The sequence below is a fragment of the Bradyrhizobium sp. LTSP849 genome (assembly GCF_000938255.1).
Lineage (GTDB): Bacteria > Pseudomonadota > Alphaproteobacteria > Rhizobiales > Xanthobacteraceae > Bradyrhizobium.
Genome location: NZ_JYMR01000050.1, coordinates 71,501 through 88,389 on the forward strand (window position 1 = coordinate 71,501; position 16,889 = coordinate 88,389).

At 62.1% G+C, this 16,889-nt stretch carries 19 protein-coding genes; 18 read left to right on the forward strand and 1 reads right to left on the reverse strand.

Annotated features, from left to right (window positions below):
- The first annotated feature begins 156 nt into the window (after positions 1-156).
- Positions 157-696, forward strand: coding sequence for a hypothetical protein (locus UB31_RS27945; protein ID WP_050044849.1), 540 nt, complete (start codon positions 157-159; stop codon positions 694-696).
- 529 nt (positions 697-1,225) lie between these two features.
- Complete coding sequence (locus UB31_RS27950) at positions 1,226-1,549, forward strand: DUF736 domain-containing protein (protein WP_045013298.1); 324 nt, start codon at positions 1,226-1,228, stop codon at positions 1,547-1,549.
- Between the two features lie 60 nt (positions 1,550-1,609).
- Here UB31_RS27950 and UB31_RS27955 read toward each other — a convergent pair whose 3' ends face one another.
- Positions 1,610-1,837 carry a helix-turn-helix domain-containing protein gene (locus tag UB31_RS27955; RefSeq protein ID WP_045013194.1) on the reverse strand — a complete coding sequence of 76 codons (228 nt, stop codon included), beginning with the start codon at positions 1,835-1,837 and terminating at the stop codon, positions 1,610-1,612.
- A gap of 230 nt (positions 1,838-2,067) precedes the next feature.
- On the opposite strand from UB31_RS27955, the gene UB31_RS27960 reads away from it, so the two are divergent.
- From UB31_RS27960 to UB31_RS28030, 16 genes are all read left to right on the forward strand, one after another.
- On the forward strand, positions 2,068-2,355 hold the full coding sequence (locus UB31_RS27960) for a DNA -binding domain-containing protein (RefSeq protein ID WP_045013195.1): 288 nt from the start codon (positions 2,068-2,070) through the stop codon (positions 2,353-2,355).
- A gap of 140 nt (positions 2,356-2,495) precedes the next feature.
- Complete coding sequence (locus UB31_RS42700; protein ID WP_082078648.1) at positions 2,496-2,687, forward strand: transcriptional regulator domain-containing protein; 192 nt, start codon at positions 2,496-2,498, stop codon at positions 2,685-2,687.
- 172 nt (positions 2,688-2,859) lie between these two features.
- Positions 2,860-3,267 (forward strand): DUF2285 domain-containing protein, encoded by a 408-nt coding sequence (locus UB31_RS27965; RefSeq protein WP_349643876.1) that lies wholly within the window; start codon positions 2,860-2,862, stop codon positions 3,265-3,267.
- A gap of 132 nt (positions 3,268-3,399) precedes the next feature.
- Positions 3,400-3,678, forward strand: a complete 279-nt coding sequence (locus UB31_RS27970; RefSeq protein WP_045013197.1) for a helix-turn-helix transcriptional regulator — start codon at positions 3,400-3,402, stop codon at positions 3,676-3,678.
- 17 nt (positions 3,679-3,695) lie between these two features.
- Positions 3,696-4,583, forward strand: a complete 888-nt coding sequence (locus UB31_RS27975) for a replication initiator protein A (protein ID WP_156175592.1) — start codon at positions 3,696-3,698, stop codon at positions 4,581-4,583.
- A gap of 367 nt (positions 4,584-4,950) precedes the next feature.
- On the forward strand, positions 4,951-5,415 hold the full coding sequence (locus UB31_RS27980) for a DUF2840 domain-containing protein (RefSeq protein ID WP_045013299.1): 465 nt from the start codon (positions 4,951-4,953) through the stop codon (positions 5,413-5,415).
- A complete protein-coding gene (locus tag UB31_RS27985; RefSeq protein ID WP_045013300.1) occupies positions 5,412-5,921 on the forward strand; it encodes a S26 family signal peptidase in 510 nt (169 codons plus the stop codon). The genes UB31_RS27980 and UB31_RS27985 overlap by 4 nt, the downstream gene beginning before the upstream one ends.
- Complete coding sequence (locus UB31_RS27990; protein WP_245306080.1) at positions 5,918-6,829, forward strand: lytic transglycosylase domain-containing protein; 912 nt, start codon at positions 5,918-5,920, stop codon at positions 6,827-6,829. The genes UB31_RS27985 and UB31_RS27990 overlap by 4 nt, the downstream gene beginning before the upstream one ends.
- Positions 6,830-7,064: 235 nt before the next feature.
- Positions 7,065-8,828, forward strand: a complete 1,764-nt coding sequence (locus tag UB31_RS27995) for a relaxase/mobilization nuclease domain-containing protein (protein ID WP_045013199.1) — start codon at positions 7,065-7,067, stop codon at positions 8,826-8,828.
- A gap of 122 nt (positions 8,829-8,950) precedes the next feature.
- Positions 8,951-10,444 (forward strand): sensor histidine kinase, encoded by a 1,494-nt coding sequence (locus tag UB31_RS28000; RefSeq protein ID WP_050044851.1) that lies wholly within the window; start codon positions 8,951-8,953, stop codon positions 10,442-10,444.
- Entirely contained in the window at positions 10,441-11,784 is a 1,344-nt protein-coding gene (locus tag UB31_RS28005) for a sigma-54-dependent transcriptional regulator (protein WP_045013200.1), read from the forward strand. The genes UB31_RS28000 and UB31_RS28005 overlap by 4 nt, the downstream gene beginning before the upstream one ends.
- A 170-nt stretch (positions 11,785-11,954) precedes the next feature.
- The gene (locus UB31_RS28010) at positions 11,955-12,605 is read left to right on the forward strand and encodes a hypothetical protein (protein WP_045013201.1); all 651 of its coding nucleotides are present in this window, start codon (positions 11,955-11,957) and stop codon (positions 12,603-12,605) included.
- Between the two features lie 71 nt (positions 12,606-12,676).
- On the forward strand, positions 12,677-13,789 hold the full coding sequence (locus tag UB31_RS28015) for a metallophosphoesterase family protein (RefSeq protein WP_045013303.1): 1,113 nt from the start codon (positions 12,677-12,679) through the stop codon (positions 13,787-13,789).
- A 51-nt stretch (positions 13,790-13,840) separates the two neighbouring features.
- A complete protein-coding gene (locus UB31_RS28020) occupies positions 13,841-14,296 on the forward strand; it encodes a DMT family transporter (protein ID WP_082078650.1) in 456 nt (151 codons plus the stop codon).
- A 32-nt stretch (positions 14,297-14,328) separates the two neighbouring features.
- The gene (locus UB31_RS28025; protein WP_045013202.1) at positions 14,329-15,603 is read left to right on the forward strand and encodes an MFS transporter; all 1,275 of its coding nucleotides are present in this window, start codon (positions 14,329-14,331) and stop codon (positions 15,601-15,603) included.
- Positions 15,603-16,859: an arsenic transporter gene (locus UB31_RS28030; protein WP_045013203.1), complete on the forward strand. Its 1,257-nt coding sequence runs from the start codon at positions 15,603-15,605 to the stop codon at positions 16,857-16,859. Before UB31_RS28025 ends, UB31_RS28030 begins: the two co-directional genes overlap by 1 nt.
- The last annotated feature ends 30 nt before the right edge of the window (positions 16,860-16,889 follow it).

Below are 16,889 nucleotides of genomic sequence, written 5' to 3' on the forward strand. Positions count from 1 at the left end.
CCTGATTGCCGTCTCGAAGGCCGGCAACGGCGACACGTCAGCGCCCCCGTTCAATGTCCGTCTCTATCAGCGACCGCGGCTGCTCTTCTGCATTGCTTGTTCATGCCTGAAACTTGACCGTAAGGGATTCCAAACACGGGCGGGATCGGTTATCCCTTGGAACGTGTCGTGGTGGTGGAAGGCGCGACCCTTGCAACCTTTGTCACGGGACCCATCACGATGATCATCGTCGGCGTTCTTCTCAATGTTGTCGGGCTCGGTGCCCTCTGTTGGGCACTGTTCGCGCTCGCAATCCACGCGTTGCCGTTCTTCGTCGGCATGACGGTGGGGATCTACTCATTTCAAGCCGGAGCAGGTCCGTTCGGTGCCAGCGTTGTTGGCTTCGTTACGGCCGGCTTCACATTCGTGGTCGGGCGGTACGCGTTCTCCGTCGCGCGCTCTCCGATCTGCCGCCTGGTCATTGGGCTACTATTCGCGGTTCCAGCGGCACACGCCGGCTATAGTGTGACCCTTGCCCTTGCACACCTCGATATCCCCTCGGAATGGTGGCGGGAGTCGTTCGCCGTGCTTGGCGCCATCGCAGTCGGGGGGATCGCTTGGGCGAATGTGTCGATGCAGACCGACCCCGCTCTTAGACCGGGCGCTGCACTCGGCCCTCTTCAGCCACCGAATGGGGCGACGACCGCGGGCGGGTGACTATGCGAGTCTGTTATCTCTCGGTTGGCACGGCGCTGATATCAGGGCCGCGTTGCTGATCGCGACATCGCGCTCCTCTCTCGCGCTTCGATTGAGCCGGGTGATCTCGTCGGCAGACTGCTCCCGAGGGTACTGGCGGGTACGCTGGCTTCAGTCGGTTCGGAGACAAGGGGCCGCCTTTTTGCACGCCAGGTTTCCCTTTCCTTCGCTGGGAATGCGGGCCTTCTTGTTGAGCCGATCGTTCGCTGGCACGTCTCCCAAATGCTGTTCAGCGCACGCGAGCACCTAGCCTCTCATTGGCTAGATCTGGCCGAAGGCCGGCTGCGCCTCGATCGCCTGAACCGCAATGGCGGCGGTGAGACTTTCTTCCCCTGGGCTTCGCCCATTCCTCGCGAAGCAAGAAAGTCTCACCGCCGCCATCCTCCGCTGCGCTGCGGCCCAAGCGGGTGCGGCGTCGATCGCCTTCGGCTTTCAGATCGCCATCGAGGCCGCGGTGGTCGCGGGCTCGGAAACAGCAAGGAGAAGTGACATGGCTAACATCGGTTCATTCAAGAAATCCGGCCAGGAATTCCAGGGCGAAATCGTCACCCTGAGCCTCCAGACCAAGGGCGTCCGCATCGTCCCCGAGACCGACCGGACCAACGACAACGCTCCGAGCCACCGGGTCTACGTCGGTCGCGCCGAGATAGGGGCCGCCTGGTCAAAGCGCTCCAACGAGGGCCGCGATTATCTCTCGGTCAAGCTCGACGATCCGAGCTTCAACGCTCCGATCTACGCCAACCTCTTCGACGACGAAGACGCGGAGACCTACACCCTGATCTGGTCCCGCAGCCGCAAGCCCAACGGCGACTGAGCCGGGCCGAGTGCGGCGCCCCGCTCATCGGCGGGGCGCTCACGGCCGGCTTGAAGCGGCCTACGATTTGCTCCCGCGCCCGGCTCGCTTGAGCAAGTCTCCCGGCTCCGCTCCCAATGCTTCGGCAATTTGTCCAAGCACGGTGACGCTTGCCGACACATCGGCGCGTTCGATGGCGCCGACGTAACGGGCGCTTAAGCCGGCGCGCTCGGCCAGCTCCTCTTGCGTCATTTGTAGATCGTGGCGTTTCCGACGCATGTTCACCGCCATGACCTCTTTGAGATCCATAGCGACATGGGAACCCGAACCGGAACGATCGTTCTAGGAACGATCGTTCCTATTCGTCCCAGGATATGCTATTCGATTTAATACGCGGAGGAGGATCGATCATCTCCCGATGCGATGTTGATGGACAATCAAATCGCGCTGGCGGCGTTGATAAAAATAGGGCAAAAGTAAGTCTGTCAGGCAAAAATGGCTTACGGGGAATTTAGAGTCATTCGCTCTATGGCACACGCATGAAGAGACCGCCTTCAAATCCCGACGTCGCCGACGTAGCGCCAGCGGACTCCGTTCTCACGGTGTACGACGAGGAGCACATTATAACCTATCTGCGAATGCTTGATGCTGACGCGGAGGGAGCAGAATGGCGCGAAGTGGCGAAGCTGGTGCTACATATTGATCCGCAGCATGAGCCGGATCGCGCGAGGCGCGCGTTCGACACGCATCTGGCCCGCGCAAAATGGATGACCGAGCATGGATATCGCCAATTGTTGCGGGGCGGCGCTTCAAATCCTAATCTCTGAAATGATTTTTTAGAAAAACTCTCTCTTCTCATGCGGCGTTCGATCAACTGCATCACGTGATGCAGAATCGAGGACTAGCTTCAACCATTGCTCCCCAAGATCATCGCGCCGCAATCTCGTAGTGCGATGAGGACAAGCATATGGCAGAGTTCAACTGGAGGTCGTCGGATTCCTTCTATAATCGTGCTCAAGAAACCGAATTAGCCGGATTCGCGTGGGAATGCCTGCGCCGCAACCCCGGTTTTCAACGAGAGCATCGGAGTGCCTCGCCAGCCGATCTCACCGTAAGCGCGGAGTTTCGCGATCGTTGGGGGTTGGCTTTTCGCAGCTGATCCCCATCAATCTTTCCTTGAACAAACCATCTTCTGGGCGCCGGAGGTCCTGCCGACGGTGGTCCCAGTGCGGCCTGCGTCACTCGTAGGCTCGCATTCGCACGTCAGTCTGGATCTCAGCGACCTGAACAAAGGCCAGCTTCGGCAAGGCCCTGACGGATGGCATGTTGTATTGAATCTACGCGGTGTTGAGCATCGCGTTTGGTTCAAGGAAGCGCCGGTTGTTGCAGTTACCTATGCGGTTGAACTTCCCTTTGACCGCGACTTCGAATTCCGCGCGGATGCAGGCAGGCGCCTGTGGCGAGCCCTTAACGGCAAGCCTCCAGGAGCGCCGCTGCATGCGCTCTCGGAGAGCCGACGCCGGCGACTGGCGCTCGCCCTGCGCGCGCTCGACGCGCGCATGGACGGCAGCACATATCGCGAAATTGCAGAAGTACTGTTCGGCGCCGAGCGCATTTCCGAACGCGACTGGCGGACGCACGATCTGCGCAATCGGACTATTCGTTTGGTTCAGAGCGGTTTCGCGTTGATGCGTGGCGGCTATCGCGCGCTGCTGCGTCCACCATCTGCAAAGAAATAGCCGCTCTCTCGAGGGTGCCGAAAACGAGCCCCCTTATCTTCGGCATCCCCCTTCCAGGCTCTGCTCCGCCATTGTGCCCGTCGATGCGCCGCCGACCTCGCTGGCGCTCCAGACGACCACGGAGCTTTTCAGATGTCCGATCCGAGTGACGGCTTGCCGCCACGATACCTGCGTACCGCCGAAGCCGCGCGATTCCTCAGCCTTTCCGGCCGCACCCTGGAAAAACACCGGACCTACGGAACGGGCCCCGCCTATCGAAAGATCGGCGGTCGCGTCGTCTACGCGCTCGACGACCTCAAAGCTTGGGCTGACCGCGGCACTAAGACATCAACCTCCGATCCCGGCAACGGAACGGTGCTGCCGGCCAAACGGCAGGCCGCACCCATTCCCTATGCCGGCAAGCGGCGCTGACGCGATTGGAATGCAATGTGTCAGCATCTCGAAGACATCGATCAGAGCGTGACCAACTCGACCTGTTTCGCGCATTGCCGGGCGACCTGGCGCCACGCGATGCGCAGGATCTGATGGCCTATCCATTCTTTTCGCTGGCGAAGTCCAGGCGCGTCGCACCGATCGATTTCCGCGCCGGGACCATCACCATTCGGGTTGAAGCTGTGCCGGAACACGGTATGGCGACGATCTGGGACGCGGATGTTCTGATCTGGGCCGCCTCGCAGATCGTGGAGGCCCGCGACGCCGGTCTGAAGACATCCCGTCTGATGGCGGCTACGCCGTACGAAATCCTCACCTTTGTCGGTCGGGGCACCAGCGTGAGGGACTACGATCGCCTCAAGGCAGCGCTCGACCGGCTGCAATCGACCACCGTGATGACCTCGATCCGCCAGCCGACGGAACGTCGGCGGCATCGGTTCTCCTGGATCAATGAATGGAAAGAGACAGCCGATGTGCACGGCAACGCCAGAGGACTAGAGCTGATCTTGCCGGATTGGTTCTATACCGGCGTCTTGAATGAGGCGCTCGTCCTTACGATCGACCGCGCGTACTTCGACCTAACGGGGGGATTGGAGCGCTGGCTCTACCGTCTGGTGCGCAAGCATGGCGGTCGCCAGGAGGGCGGCTGGAGTTTTAATCTTGTACATCTCCACGCCAAGTCCGGCAGCCTCTCACCGCTCAAGCATTTCGCCTACGACCTGCGCGAGATCGTCCATCGCCAGACATTGCCCGGCTACCGGCTTGTCATCACGCATGACCCAGGCGGTGCAGAGCGACTGAACTTCGCGCCCGTTCTGATCGATGCCTTAGCGGAGCGGTTACGCAAACGCGGGCTCGTTCCTCCGTCAGGAGGCGCTCTGTGAATCATCTCGTGCTATCGGGGACCGCGACTGTCGTGCCATCGGGGACCCGATCCTCGTGCTATCGGGGACCGGAATCGGAGCTAACTCCTTGGCGCTCAATACCTAGTTCGCCCCGTAACTTTCCTAACCTGGAATCCTTCGGATTCCTTCTAACGGATCGCGCCTTCCGGTTGACTGTGGATAGCGATCTGGCTGCAAAGCCACACGCATCTGCTGGGCGATTGCTTGGCCAAAGCAGTCACCGACGAGCGGTCGAGACAGGTACGCCAAGGGCAGGATGCTCGCGCGATCCAGATGCGATCGTCCCGGTGCGCGTCCGAATCTGCCCTTCCGCAATCTCTCATTTTTGCAAACTCCGGAGGACGACGTGACTGACCTCACGACGGTCGAGCTGTTGTGGCTCGAAAAGCGTATCGAGAATCGAATTCGGTTCGGCCGCGCGGTGGCGGAACAGATCATTGACCGGCGCCGGCGTATTCTGTCGTTCGCGCCCCGCACTGTCTTTGCGTTCGTTCGATGGGCGTCCAACGACTTCGGCACGGTCATGTCGCGTATCGACATTCTGCGCGCCGCGACGCCCGGACAGCGCTATTCAACGGTGCCTTGGGTAAGGCCTGGTGGTGACATCTTGTTACGGCTAACCGGCTGGCCGAAAGTCGAGCGTGTGCTGCAAGTGATCGACGCGGTGGAGGCGCTCGACATCCATCCGGCCGACGTCGCGCCGGAATACTGGCATCACGTCCATAACCGCTTGTCGGTGAATGAGACGCCACGGCCGTACACCCGCGGACGCCATCAGGCATGGCTGCGTCGGCGGAGAGTCTCGCCATGAGAGGCCGGACTGCGACAATTCTAATGACGTTCACAGCCGTGGCTCTTGTCCTGTCGACGATGGGAGAGGCGACGCCAGCCTACATTTGGAACGCCTCGAAGAGCGTTCCGATTGGTCTCTACCAGTTGCAGCCCGTCGGCAGGCTTGCCGTTACCGAACTCGTAGCCGTCCGACCGCCCGAGCCGCTTGCGACCTTTCTCGATTTGAACGGCTATCTGCCGATCGGCGTTCCAATGCTCAAACGCGTGCTGGCGCTTCCGGGACAGACGGTCTGCAGGAAAGGGCTGACGATCTCCGTCGACGGGATCGACATGGGAGATGCGCTGTCACGCGACAGCCGCGGCCGTCCCTTGCCTGTCTGGCAGGGATGTCACTCCGTTGAGCCGGACGAGCTCTTTCTAATGAACTGGCAATCGGAAGAGTCGCTGGACGGTCGCTACTTTGGCTTTGTTCCGAACTCTTCCGTCATTGGTAAGGCACTGCCTGTGTGGACCGGGGAGGAGTGATCGTGATCGTCCGCTCCGAAAAGACTGTCATTCCTCTGTTCGATCGAATGCAGCACCATTCCTCCGTCCCGACCATGTCTGTGACGGCCATCGCGCGCAGCGGCGGTCCAGGGGGACCGCGAGGCCGGCGCGATAGTGCTTCACCCTTGACGGCTGCGAGCACGATGGCAGCCTTGCGATGTCTCGGGGCGATGGCGTGCATTGTGGCGACTTTCGCATCATCAATGCAGTTCAGTGTGGCGGCACATGCCGAGCGAGCGGTGTCGGTGACGCATCAGGAGAAGGGTCGACCCATCGATCCCTTGGCGGGTTTTATCACCGAGGCATCCAAACGGTTCGCTATTCCGGAGCATTGGATACGTTCGGTAATGCGCGTCGAGAGTGCTGGCGAAGTGCGGGCGCGATCGCAAAAGGGTGCAATGGGACTGATGCAGATCATGCCACTGACGTGGTCAGAGCTGCGCGCTCGATATGATCTCGGCGCCGATCCCTACGCTCCCCGCGACAACATTCTGGCCGGCACCGCATACATCCGCGAGCTCTACCAACGATTTGGCGCGCCGGGCTTCCTTGCCGCGTACAATGCAGGGCCGACACGCTACGAGAACCATCTGGCGACCGGTCGTTCATTGCCGGATGAGACCCAGGACTATGTCGCCATACTTGCACCAATGATCGGAGGCAAACGAGTTAACGGAAAGATTGTTGCTGTCACGGAAACACTCACGTTGGCTCGCTCACCGCTATTCGTTGTGCGTTCCGCGAGCAGCTCTTCCGACGAGCGTCCATCGTCTAATGCGCGGCCAGACCGTCGATCAAACGTTCGTCCTGTTGTCGATCTATCCGCTCTCGTGCCGCAGTCGGGCAACTTGTTTATACACCATGCCAGTGAGGCCCGATCGCAATGATCCAGATCGTGCTTCATCGCAATTTGTCGTTGGTCATTGCGTGTTCTGATGAGATGCAGTGGGTGCGGGGAGATACCAGCCACGGATGGCAAGATAAAAGCCCCGACATTCGTCTGGGGCATGTGGTTGGTTGGATTGAGAATTTTGTGCATCGGGGCAGGGCTGACTGCTGGCGCCCAGATCGCAAAGTTCAACGAATTCAACGCATCGAGCGCCATCGGTCATCGTTTTACGGATGTCGACGGCCGTGACGGTACGAGACGACGAGATCAATGTTCGGCCCGGTCGCATCCGGCACGGAAACCGGGGCGCCAAACGTCCAAAGAGCTTCGTCGGCCAGGTGATGCGGGCCGCCAGGAAGGCCGGACATACGGGCAAGGAGTTTGGGCGCGGCAGGAGTAGGGGTAGTTCGACGTTTGGACGGGGCCGGCGTGCCGCGCTCTCACTTGCTGCGCGGTCGCCAGGTCGGCGGGTCGTCATCATGGCTCGGATCGTTCGCCATCAGGGCAAGCGATTTCGCTCGGCGCCACTTTCGAAACACGTCGCGTATCTCAAACGCGAAGGTGTGACCCGCGATGGCGCCAACGCGCGAATGTTCGGTGCGACCACGGAGGATGCTGACACGAAGGCCTTTGCTGAGCGGTGCGAGGATGATCGGCATCATTTCCGTTTCACAGTTTCGCCTGAGGACGCGCCCGAGATGGCGGACCTTCGCACCTTTACCCGCGAACTGATGGCCGACGCCGAGCGTGACCTTGATACAAGGCTGGACTGGGTGGCGGTGGATCATTGGAACACCGACAATCCTCATGTGCACGTCCTGGTGCGCGGCCGCGCCGATGACGGCAGAGACCTGGTCATCAGCCGCGACTACATTAGCTGCGGCTTCCGGGCCCGTGCTGGGGAACGCGTCACCCTGGAACTAGGCCCGCGCTCCGAGCAGGAAATTCGCTTCGCCTTGGAAAAGGAAGTCGAGGCCGAGCGCTGGACCGGGCTCGACAGGGTACTCCGTGGCGCTGCGGATGATGGAGCCGGTGTGGCTGATCTCAGACCAGGTGTTCCGGATAGCGATCCCGAGTTGCGAAGGTTGATGGTCGGACGAGCTGCCAAGCTTGAGCGGCTCGGCCTCGCCGAGCAAGTCGCTCCTGGATGCTGGACGTTGAAGCCTGGAATTGAGGGAACACTGCAAGATATCTCGGTACGCGGGGACATCATCAAAACCATGCATCGCGCGATCACAGGTGCCGGACGCGAGCCCGACTTGACAGGGTTCGCCTTGCATGGCGACCAAGCCGCCGATCCGGTCCAGGGTCGACTTGTGGCTCGGGGGCTGCATGACGAACTGAGAGGTACGGCCTATGCGGTCATCGAAGGTGTCGATGGACGCACGCACCACCTCGTTTTTTCCGATCTGGAGGTGACCGGAGACGCCAAACCTGGCGCGGTGGTCGAGATGCGGGCCTACGAAGACGGGCAGGGGCGCAAACGCTCCTCACTCGCGACGCGATCCGATCTGACGATCGAAGCGCAAGTCGCAGCACCAGGCGCGACCTGGATCGACCGCCAGCTTCTTGCAAAGGAAGCCACACTAAGCGGAAGTGGATTTGGCGCGGAGGTTCGTGAGGCGATGGATCGTCGTGTCGAATATCTCGCCAGCGAAGGGCTCGCTCGCCGACAGGGACAGCGGGTCATCTTCGCCCGAGATCTGCTGGACACGTTGCGGAAACGGGACCTGACCGCCGCCGCGGCAAAGCTTTCCACCGAGACCGGACTTACCTACCGCCCGTCGGTCGAGGGCGAACATGTCGCGGGTGTCTACCGCGAACGTCTCACGCTGAGTTCGGGCCGCTTTGCGATGATCGACAACGGGCTCGGCTTCCAACTCGTGCCGTGGAGACCAGCACTTGAGGAACATCTTGGTCGCCAGGTCGCCGGCGTGATGACGTCCAAGGGCGGCGTTGATTGGGGCTTGGGTCGAAAGCGCGGGCTGGGGCTTTAGATAATCCGATCGATTTTTGGATCACGGGCCTTGCAATATCTCTGGAATTCTCTCGTTATTTTGAGGTTTAGTAGACCTTGAACGAGGATCGAGCTGGCTTCTCGAGGTACGGATTCCTCGAAATGGGCCAGCACGCCGATTTTAAGGAGGAGTTCAGTCTGCCACGCTCGATCGTCGCCTGGTTTGCCGTCTGCTGGAGCCTGTTCCTGGTAGCCGCTCTCGTTGTGGGTGCGATGCTGATCGCGCTTTACAAGGAGACGACGAGCCAGCGAACCGAACGGGCCGCGGCAAATCTTGCGCGGGCCTGCGACGCGGTTCTTCGTGAGATGCGCGTGCCGGCGCCTGCCGGGACCGGCGACGCGGCTGCGGCGGACTATTTGTCTTCCGTAAGACGCGCGCTCGAGCCGTTTGCGGGCGTGGAAGGCGGTGTCTGGAACGCGTCTTCCGGTCCGCTCGCTTATGCGTTCCCCAGCTATGAGGGCAGCGGCCAGAAAACGGACCTGCCGCAGGCGGAAGAGCCGACCATCCGTCAGGTGGTCGAGACCGCGATCCTCGCCCACCGTCCGGTGGAATGGAAACGCGACGCGCGTTCGCAGATATTGCTGATGCAGGCCTGCCCGCTTGGAGCCGGGGGGACGGAAATTGCCGCCTGGACCATGACCCGTGTCATCACGGTCGGCGGCCGGCCGTTTCTGCTGGCGACCACCGGACTGGCGTTTTTGCTGATTGTCTTGTTGGGGTCGGCGGCGCTGCTTGCGCGGGTGCTCTGGCGTTGGTCGCAGCGGTTGCGGACCGTGGAAACGGCGCTGGCCTCCGGCGCGGAGGACCTGCCGGTGCTGCAATTGACGGGGCAACGCGATCTCGATCGCATCGTTGCGGCCATCAACGGCGCCGGTGCTAAGGCCCTGCAAGCCCGCCACCGAACCGAGAGCCTCCAGCAGCGCGTCGCGGAAGGCGAGCGTCTGGCGGCACTGGGGCGGGTCGCCGCAGGCGTCGCGCATGAAATACGGAACCCGATCGCGGCGATGCGGTTAAAAGCCGAGAATGCGCTTGCCAGCGAAGCCGATCGGAGTAGATCGACGGACGCCTTGCAGGTCGTGGTCGAGCAGGTGGGGCGAATGGATCACTTGCTGCAAAATCTGCTTCGGTCGGTGCAGCGCACCGAAATCAGGCGTCAGCCCGTCATGGATATCCGCGCGTTTCTTACCGCCCATGCTTCCCTGTTTCGCGAGCAGGCCGGACGCCGGCCGATTACCGTCGACGTGGCGGACAATTCAGCGCCGGCCGAATTCGATGCGGCCGCGGTCGGGGGAGCGCTCGACAATCTGATTCTCAACGCGATCCAGAATTCGCAGGACGGCGCGCCGATCGTGCTGCGCTCGGAGATCGAACGCAGCATTCTTCGCTTGTCGGTGTCGGATACGGGCTACGGCGTTCCCGAGAGTATCCGCGAACATTTGTTCGAACCCTTCGCTACCGGCCGTCCGGACGGAACGGGACTCGGGCTGGCGATGGTTCGTGAGGTGGCTGACGCCCACGGCGGCCGTGCATCCGTCGAGCACCGCACCGACGGTACCACGTTCACTCTGGAGATTCCGATCGGATCGCACCCATGACCGCCGTACTAATCGTCGACGACGAAAAGAACCTGCGTGACGGACTTTCGGAGGCCGTGCGCGATCTCGGATATGAAGCGCTGGTGGCCGCGTCCGGACGCGAGGCGCTGACCATTGCAGCGACCAACACGCCCGGCGCCGTGCTGCTGGATTTGCGGATGCCGGACATGGATGGTCTCCAGGTCTTGACCCGGCTGCGTGCCGCCGCCGATGGCGCAAATGTCCCGGTCGCGATCATCACGGCCTATGCCACGGCGGCCAACACCATCGAGGCGATGCGACTCGGCGCCTTCGACCACCTGACAAAACCCATTGGCCGCGAGGATCTGGCGTCGCTGCTGGCGCGCATGATCCGCCCAGGCGCCACCAAATTGCCGGCCGCGTGTCCGCCTGACGCTGATGACAGCCTGATCGGTTCGAGCCCCGCCATGCGCGAAGTGCAGAAGACCATTGGGCTGGTCGCCGACAGCGACGCCACGGTGCTCATCACCGGCGAAACCGGTACCGGCAAGGAAGTCGTTGCGCGAACGATCCATCGCGTCGGCGCTCGCGGAAGCGGTCCGTTCATGGCGCTCAACTGCGCGGCAATTCCGCCGGATCTGCTCGAGAGCGAACTGTTCGGTCACGTCAAAGGAGCCTTCACGGGCGCCATCATTGAGCGCAAGGGCGCCTTCCGCGAGGCCAGCGGCGGCACGCTTTTCCTCGACGAGATCGGCGACATGGATCTGGCGATGCAGGCCAAGATACTCCGTGCCATACAGGAGCGCGTGGTGACGCCGGTCGGTGGCAAGCCGCAAAAGGTCGATGTCCGGATCGTCGCGGCCACCCATCGCGATCTCGAGCAATGGGTGAAGCAGGGCCGCTTCCGTGAGGATCTGTTCTATCGGCTCAACGTGGTCCCGATCGAATTGCAGCCCCTGCGCCAACGCGTTCCAGACATCCTGCCGCTCGCCGAGCATTTTCTGGCAATCGCATCCTCGCCAAAAAAGCAGTTGTCCGACGAGGCCGGAGAGCGGCTGACCGGCTATGCGTGGCCCGGCAACGTGCGTGAACTCAGAAACGCCATGGAACGCGTCGCGGTCATGTGCCGCAGCGATATCGTGGCGGCGAGCGATCTCGATTTCCTGACGGTGTCGGCCGCGAATACGCAAGAGAATGGCGTCGACGACGGCCATCTTTCGTCCGCGGTTGAAAACCTGGAGCGCCGATTGATCGCCGAAGCGCTGACGGAATCGAAAGGCAATCGCGCCGAGGCTGCGCGCCGCCTCGGCATCCATCGGCAGCTTCTGCACGCCAAGGCCGAGAAATACGGGCTGGGCAAACGCAAAAGTCCGGATTGATGTGGGGGCGTCAAAGCGTCCGCTTTTGTGACGGCTGTCGTCGGGAAAGACGACGGATTTGATCGGTGGCTCCGCTAATAATCCTATATTTATCAGATATTTAGCCGTTGGCACGCGCCTTGCGAAGTAACTGTCAGGACTGACTGGCAGTCGAACGCAAGGAGTTTGTAATGCATTGGATCGACCCTGATTATCTGCCCGAAATCACCGGCACCGTGGACCAGTTTCTCGTCAATAGGCATGGCGAGGCCGACGGGTTTCTGCTGACCGACGGCGAGGAGGTGCATGTGCCGCCGCATCTATCGGCGCGGCTGCTGCGCGACGTCCGTCCCGGCAGCGAGGTCAGGGTGCGCGGGGTTCGGCCGCGCGGCGTCCAGATGGTCGCCGCCGTTGCGATCGATACGCCGAAGGGCCGCATCCTCGACGATGGCCCTGACGCGCGCGAAGACAATGCGGCATTCGAGAAGGCCAAGCATGGCCCGATGAGCGTGCAAGGCATCGTCAAGCGATCGATTCACGGACCGAAGGGCGAGACCCGCGGCGTCGTGCTCGAGGACGGCCGCATCATCAGGCTGCCGCCGCATGAGGCCGAGCGATTTTCCGCGCTGCTTACGCAGGGAGCGGAGATTGTCGCGGCCGGCGACGGTGCAACGACCTCATTCGGAACGGTCGTCGAAGCTCGCCAGATCGGCGCCTCCGCCGAAACGATGAAGACGGTCGGCCCGAAGAAGCCCAAGCATGGTCCGGACCACAAGGGGCCGAAGCAGCCGGGCAAGAAGCACGGACCCAAACACGACGAGAAACACGCGCACGCCGAATGATTGCCGCGTCTGCGGCGATGGAAACCCATCGCTGCTCCGCGATGTGCCCTGATAACCCAGAGATCGATGCGATGACCGACACAACTGAAAAGCCGCTGCGTTTCCTTCAGATCGGAGATCTGCACATCACCGAAGCCGGTTTGCAGAACCATGTCGATTTGCGCCGCATTGTCGATGAGGTGAACGGCAATACAAATGGACGAATTGATTTCGTCTATTTGCCCGGTGATAACGCCGACGACGGCGCACCGGAGCAATTCCGCATCGTCCACGACGAGTTGTCGCGCCTGATCGCGCCATGGCATGGGATCCCGGGCGACCACGACTTCAAGCCAAAATCGCTCGACAATTTCTACGGTGGCCTTCACGTCCGGAAGCTGCCCTACGTCATTGAGATATCCGGTTGCCGCTGCATCTTTCTCGATGTCGTGTCGCGCGGCACTGGTGGTCCGGACTTCCGGCTCGGCGCCGTGCGTCTGGTCTGGCTGCGCGGCCAGTTGGACGCGGCGCGGCGCGACGGCAAAACGGCTGCGGTGTTCATGCACGCCTATCCCGCCGATCTCGGAGAGGAGGCGGCCGAAATTACTGCCATGCTCGACGAAAGCCCCGTCGCGCTCGTGAGCATGGGCCACACCCACTACAACGAGATCAGTCGCGACGGCCGAACTATCTATACCGCCACGCGCTCGACGGGACAAATCGAGGAAGGCGACGTCGGCTTCACATTTGCGGCCATCGACCGCGGCGCGGTGAGCTGGCGCTTCAAGCCGCTCGATTCGCCCTGGCCGTTCGTCATGATCACGTCGCCGTCCGACCGACGGCTGGCGATCGCGCCGCATTTTGGCGAGGCAAACGCCCGTCGCGAGGTCAGAGCCTCGGCCTGGGGCGCCGTTCCGATCGCGCAAGCCGAATTCAGGATCGATGATCAGGCCTGGCACCCGATGTTTGGTGGCGACAGCGGCTTGTTCGGCGCCGACCTCACGGCTCCAGATTGGCCGTTCCGGCTGAGCGTTCGGATGACCGATCAGCAGCGCAATCAGGACACCGACACTATCGAAGTGGCGCCATATGTGGCGGGAGACAACAAACCGACCGGCAGCGATGCCGCCAACATCGGTGCGTGGCCGGAGCGGCATCTGTTCGGAACCCAGCTCGGGCCGAACAGGAATGGAAGGAAATGGTGAACCGTACAGCTTGCACGTGGGCACAGGATTTTTGGGCGAAGGAATTGCGAGATGCAGAATATCAGTCCGGCCTGGCTCTATCCGATCATCCTCGTCGCGGGCGCGTTGCAGGCGTGGGGTCCGCCGATGAATCACACGCTGCGCGTTTCGCTGGAAAACCCATGGCTCGCGAGCCTCGTCTCGTTCCTGCCGATCGTTGCCCTTCTGGTCTGTCTCATCATGTGCCTTCCGCATCCGCTGCCGAGCGAGCGCGGGCTGGCTGAGATGCCGTGGTGGGCGCCTCTCGGCGGCCTGGTTGGCGCGTTCGCGGTCGTCGCCGGATTGCTGTTCGTCGGCATGGTTGGCGCCGGCACGTTCGCCGGACTGACCATCACCGCGAACATCCTGATGTCGCTGGTGATCGACCGCTTCGGAATGTTCGGCATGCAAGTCCATGAGTTCAGTGCGGGCCGTGTTGCCGGTGCGGCGCTGATGGTCGCCGGGATCACGCTGATATCGAAATTCTAGGTTTCGCAAGACGTCGAAGATCGGAGCGCAACGTGACACAAGCCTCGAACAGGCCGGCCTCGAAAGGCCTCTGGCCGCTGCTGTCGCTGAACTTCTTCATGGCCGACATGCAGGCGGGCATCGGTCCGTTTCTCGGCGTCTTCCTGCTGGCGCATGGCTGGCAGAGCGGACTGATCGGAACGGTGATGACGGTCGGCGGCGTGGCCGGCATGCTGGTGACCACGCCTGCAGGCGCGCTGGTCGATGCGACCAGACGCAAGAAGCTCTACGTGATTATCCCCGGCATCTGCACCCTGATCGCGTCCGGTCTGATTCTGCTTTCGCAGAACTTCTGGCTAGTCACGCTATCGCAGGTCGCAACCGCGATCGCCGGCGCCGCGATCGGTCCCGCGGTGTCAGGCATCACGCTCGGCATCGTGCGTCAAACCGGGTTCAACCGGCAGATCGGACATAATCAGGCGCTCAATCATGCCGGCAACATGGTGGGAGCCGGTCTTTCGGGCCTGCTGGGATGGCAGTTCGGCTTTACCGCTGTGTTCTGGCTTGCCGCCTTGTTCGGTATTCTCTCAATTATTTCCGTGCTGATGATTCCGGGCGCCGCCATTGATGACGATGAAGCCCGCGGCCTGAAGAAGACTGGCGACGAGACCGGCAAGGTCGGCGGCATCACCGTGCTTCTCGAATGCAAGCCGTTGTTGATCCTTGCCGCGGCGCTGGCCTGCTTTCATCTCGGCAACGGAGCGATGCTGCCGCTCTACGGTCTTGCCGTCGTTGCCAACAAGCAGGGCGACCCCGCCGGCTTCGTCGCCATGACCATCGTCGTCGCGCAGGTCACGATGATCCTCGCATCCCTGATCGCCATGCGGCTTGCCGACAGAAAAGGTTACTGGCTGGTGCTGCTGATTTCCTTTGTCGCCCTGCCGATTCGTGGCGTCATCGCTGCCCATGTCATGAACAAATGGGGCGCATACCCGGTGCAGATCCTCGATGGCATCGGCGCCGGACTTCAGAGCGTGGCTGTGCCGGGGCTGGTGGCGCGTATCCTGAGCGGCACCGGACGCGTTAATGTCGGACATGGCGCCGTCATAACCGTGCAAGGCCTTGGCGCATCGCTCAGCCCGGCCATCGGCGGATGGATCGCGCAAGGTATCGGCTACGGCCCGATGTTTTTGATCCTCGGCAGCTTTGCACTGGGATCCGCCGCGCTATGGCTTGGTTTCGCGTCGATCCTTAGGCCTGCCTGCGCGCGCCCGAATGGTTCGCAGGGCGCGGCGCCTGCCGGCGCGCTGGCGGTAGGAGCGCGGTGATGGACAGCGTCAACGCGGCCACTTGGGGCATTGCCGGTCTTGCCACCTTCGGCGTGATCGCGCGGCCGTGGAACCTGCCAGAGTTCATCTGGGCGGTTGCGGGCGCGCTGCTCCTGGTGTTGCTGAACCTGCTCCCATGGACTGAGGCACTGACGGCGGCCGCCAAAGGTACAGACGTCTATCTCTTCCTGATCGGCATGATGCTGCTGGCAGAGGTGGCACGAAAGGAAGGTTTGTTCGACTGGCTGGCGGCGCAGGCGGTTCGGTTTTCGCGCGGTTCGGCCAAACGTCTTTTTTTGATTGTCTACATCGTCGGCACGATCGTCACGGTTCTGCTCTCGAACGATGCCACCGCAGTGGTGCTGACGCCGGCGGTTTATGCGGCGACACGCGCGGCCAAGGTCGAGCCGCTGCCGTACCTGTTCATCTGCGCCTTCATCGCCAACGCGGCGAGCTTCGTGCTGCCGATTTCCAATCCCGCCAATCTCGTCGTGTTCGGCAAGCAGATGCCGCCACTGCTGGAATGGCTGCACACGTTCACATTGCCCTCAATCGCGGCGATTGCAGCAACCTATCTGGCGCTACGGCTGGCGCAGGCAGGTGATCTTGAAGCACCGGTCGCGGAGGTCGAGAACATCACACCGCTGACGGTCGGCGGCACGCTCGCGCTGATCGGCATCGTCTTGACCGCGGTCGTGCTGCTCGCGTCGTCGGCGTTCGGCCGCGATTTGGGATTGCCGACGTTCGTCGCCGGGGCGGCCGTCACGGTGCTTGTGCTGGCGATCGGACGGCGGTCGCCGCTGCCGGTTCTCAGGGGCGTTTCGTGGTCGGTGCTGCCGCTGGTGGCCGGGCTCTTCATTCTCGTCGAAGGCCTGAACCGGACCGGTGCGCTGCCCGCACTCGCGCGCGTTCTAAAAGAAGCTGCAACGGCGTCGCCACAGGCCACGTCCTGGATCGCTGGCATCGCCATCGCCCTGGCCTCGAACTTGCTGAACAATCTTCCGATGGGCTTGATTGCGGCGACCACCAGCCAGGCGGCGCAAGTGCCTGCTCATGTCACCGGTGCGATCCTGATCGGAGTCGATCTCGGACCCAATCTTTCCGTGACGGGCTCGCTGGCCACCATCCTGTGGCTGATCGCCCTGCGGCGCGAGGGCCAGCATGTCGACGCATTGCGGTTTCTCAGGCTTGGCCTGCTGGTGATGCCCCCCGCACTGCTACTTTCGCTCCTCGCACTCTCCGCAGTGTCGTCGTGAATGCCCGCAGGACCAGCCATCCAACCGTTC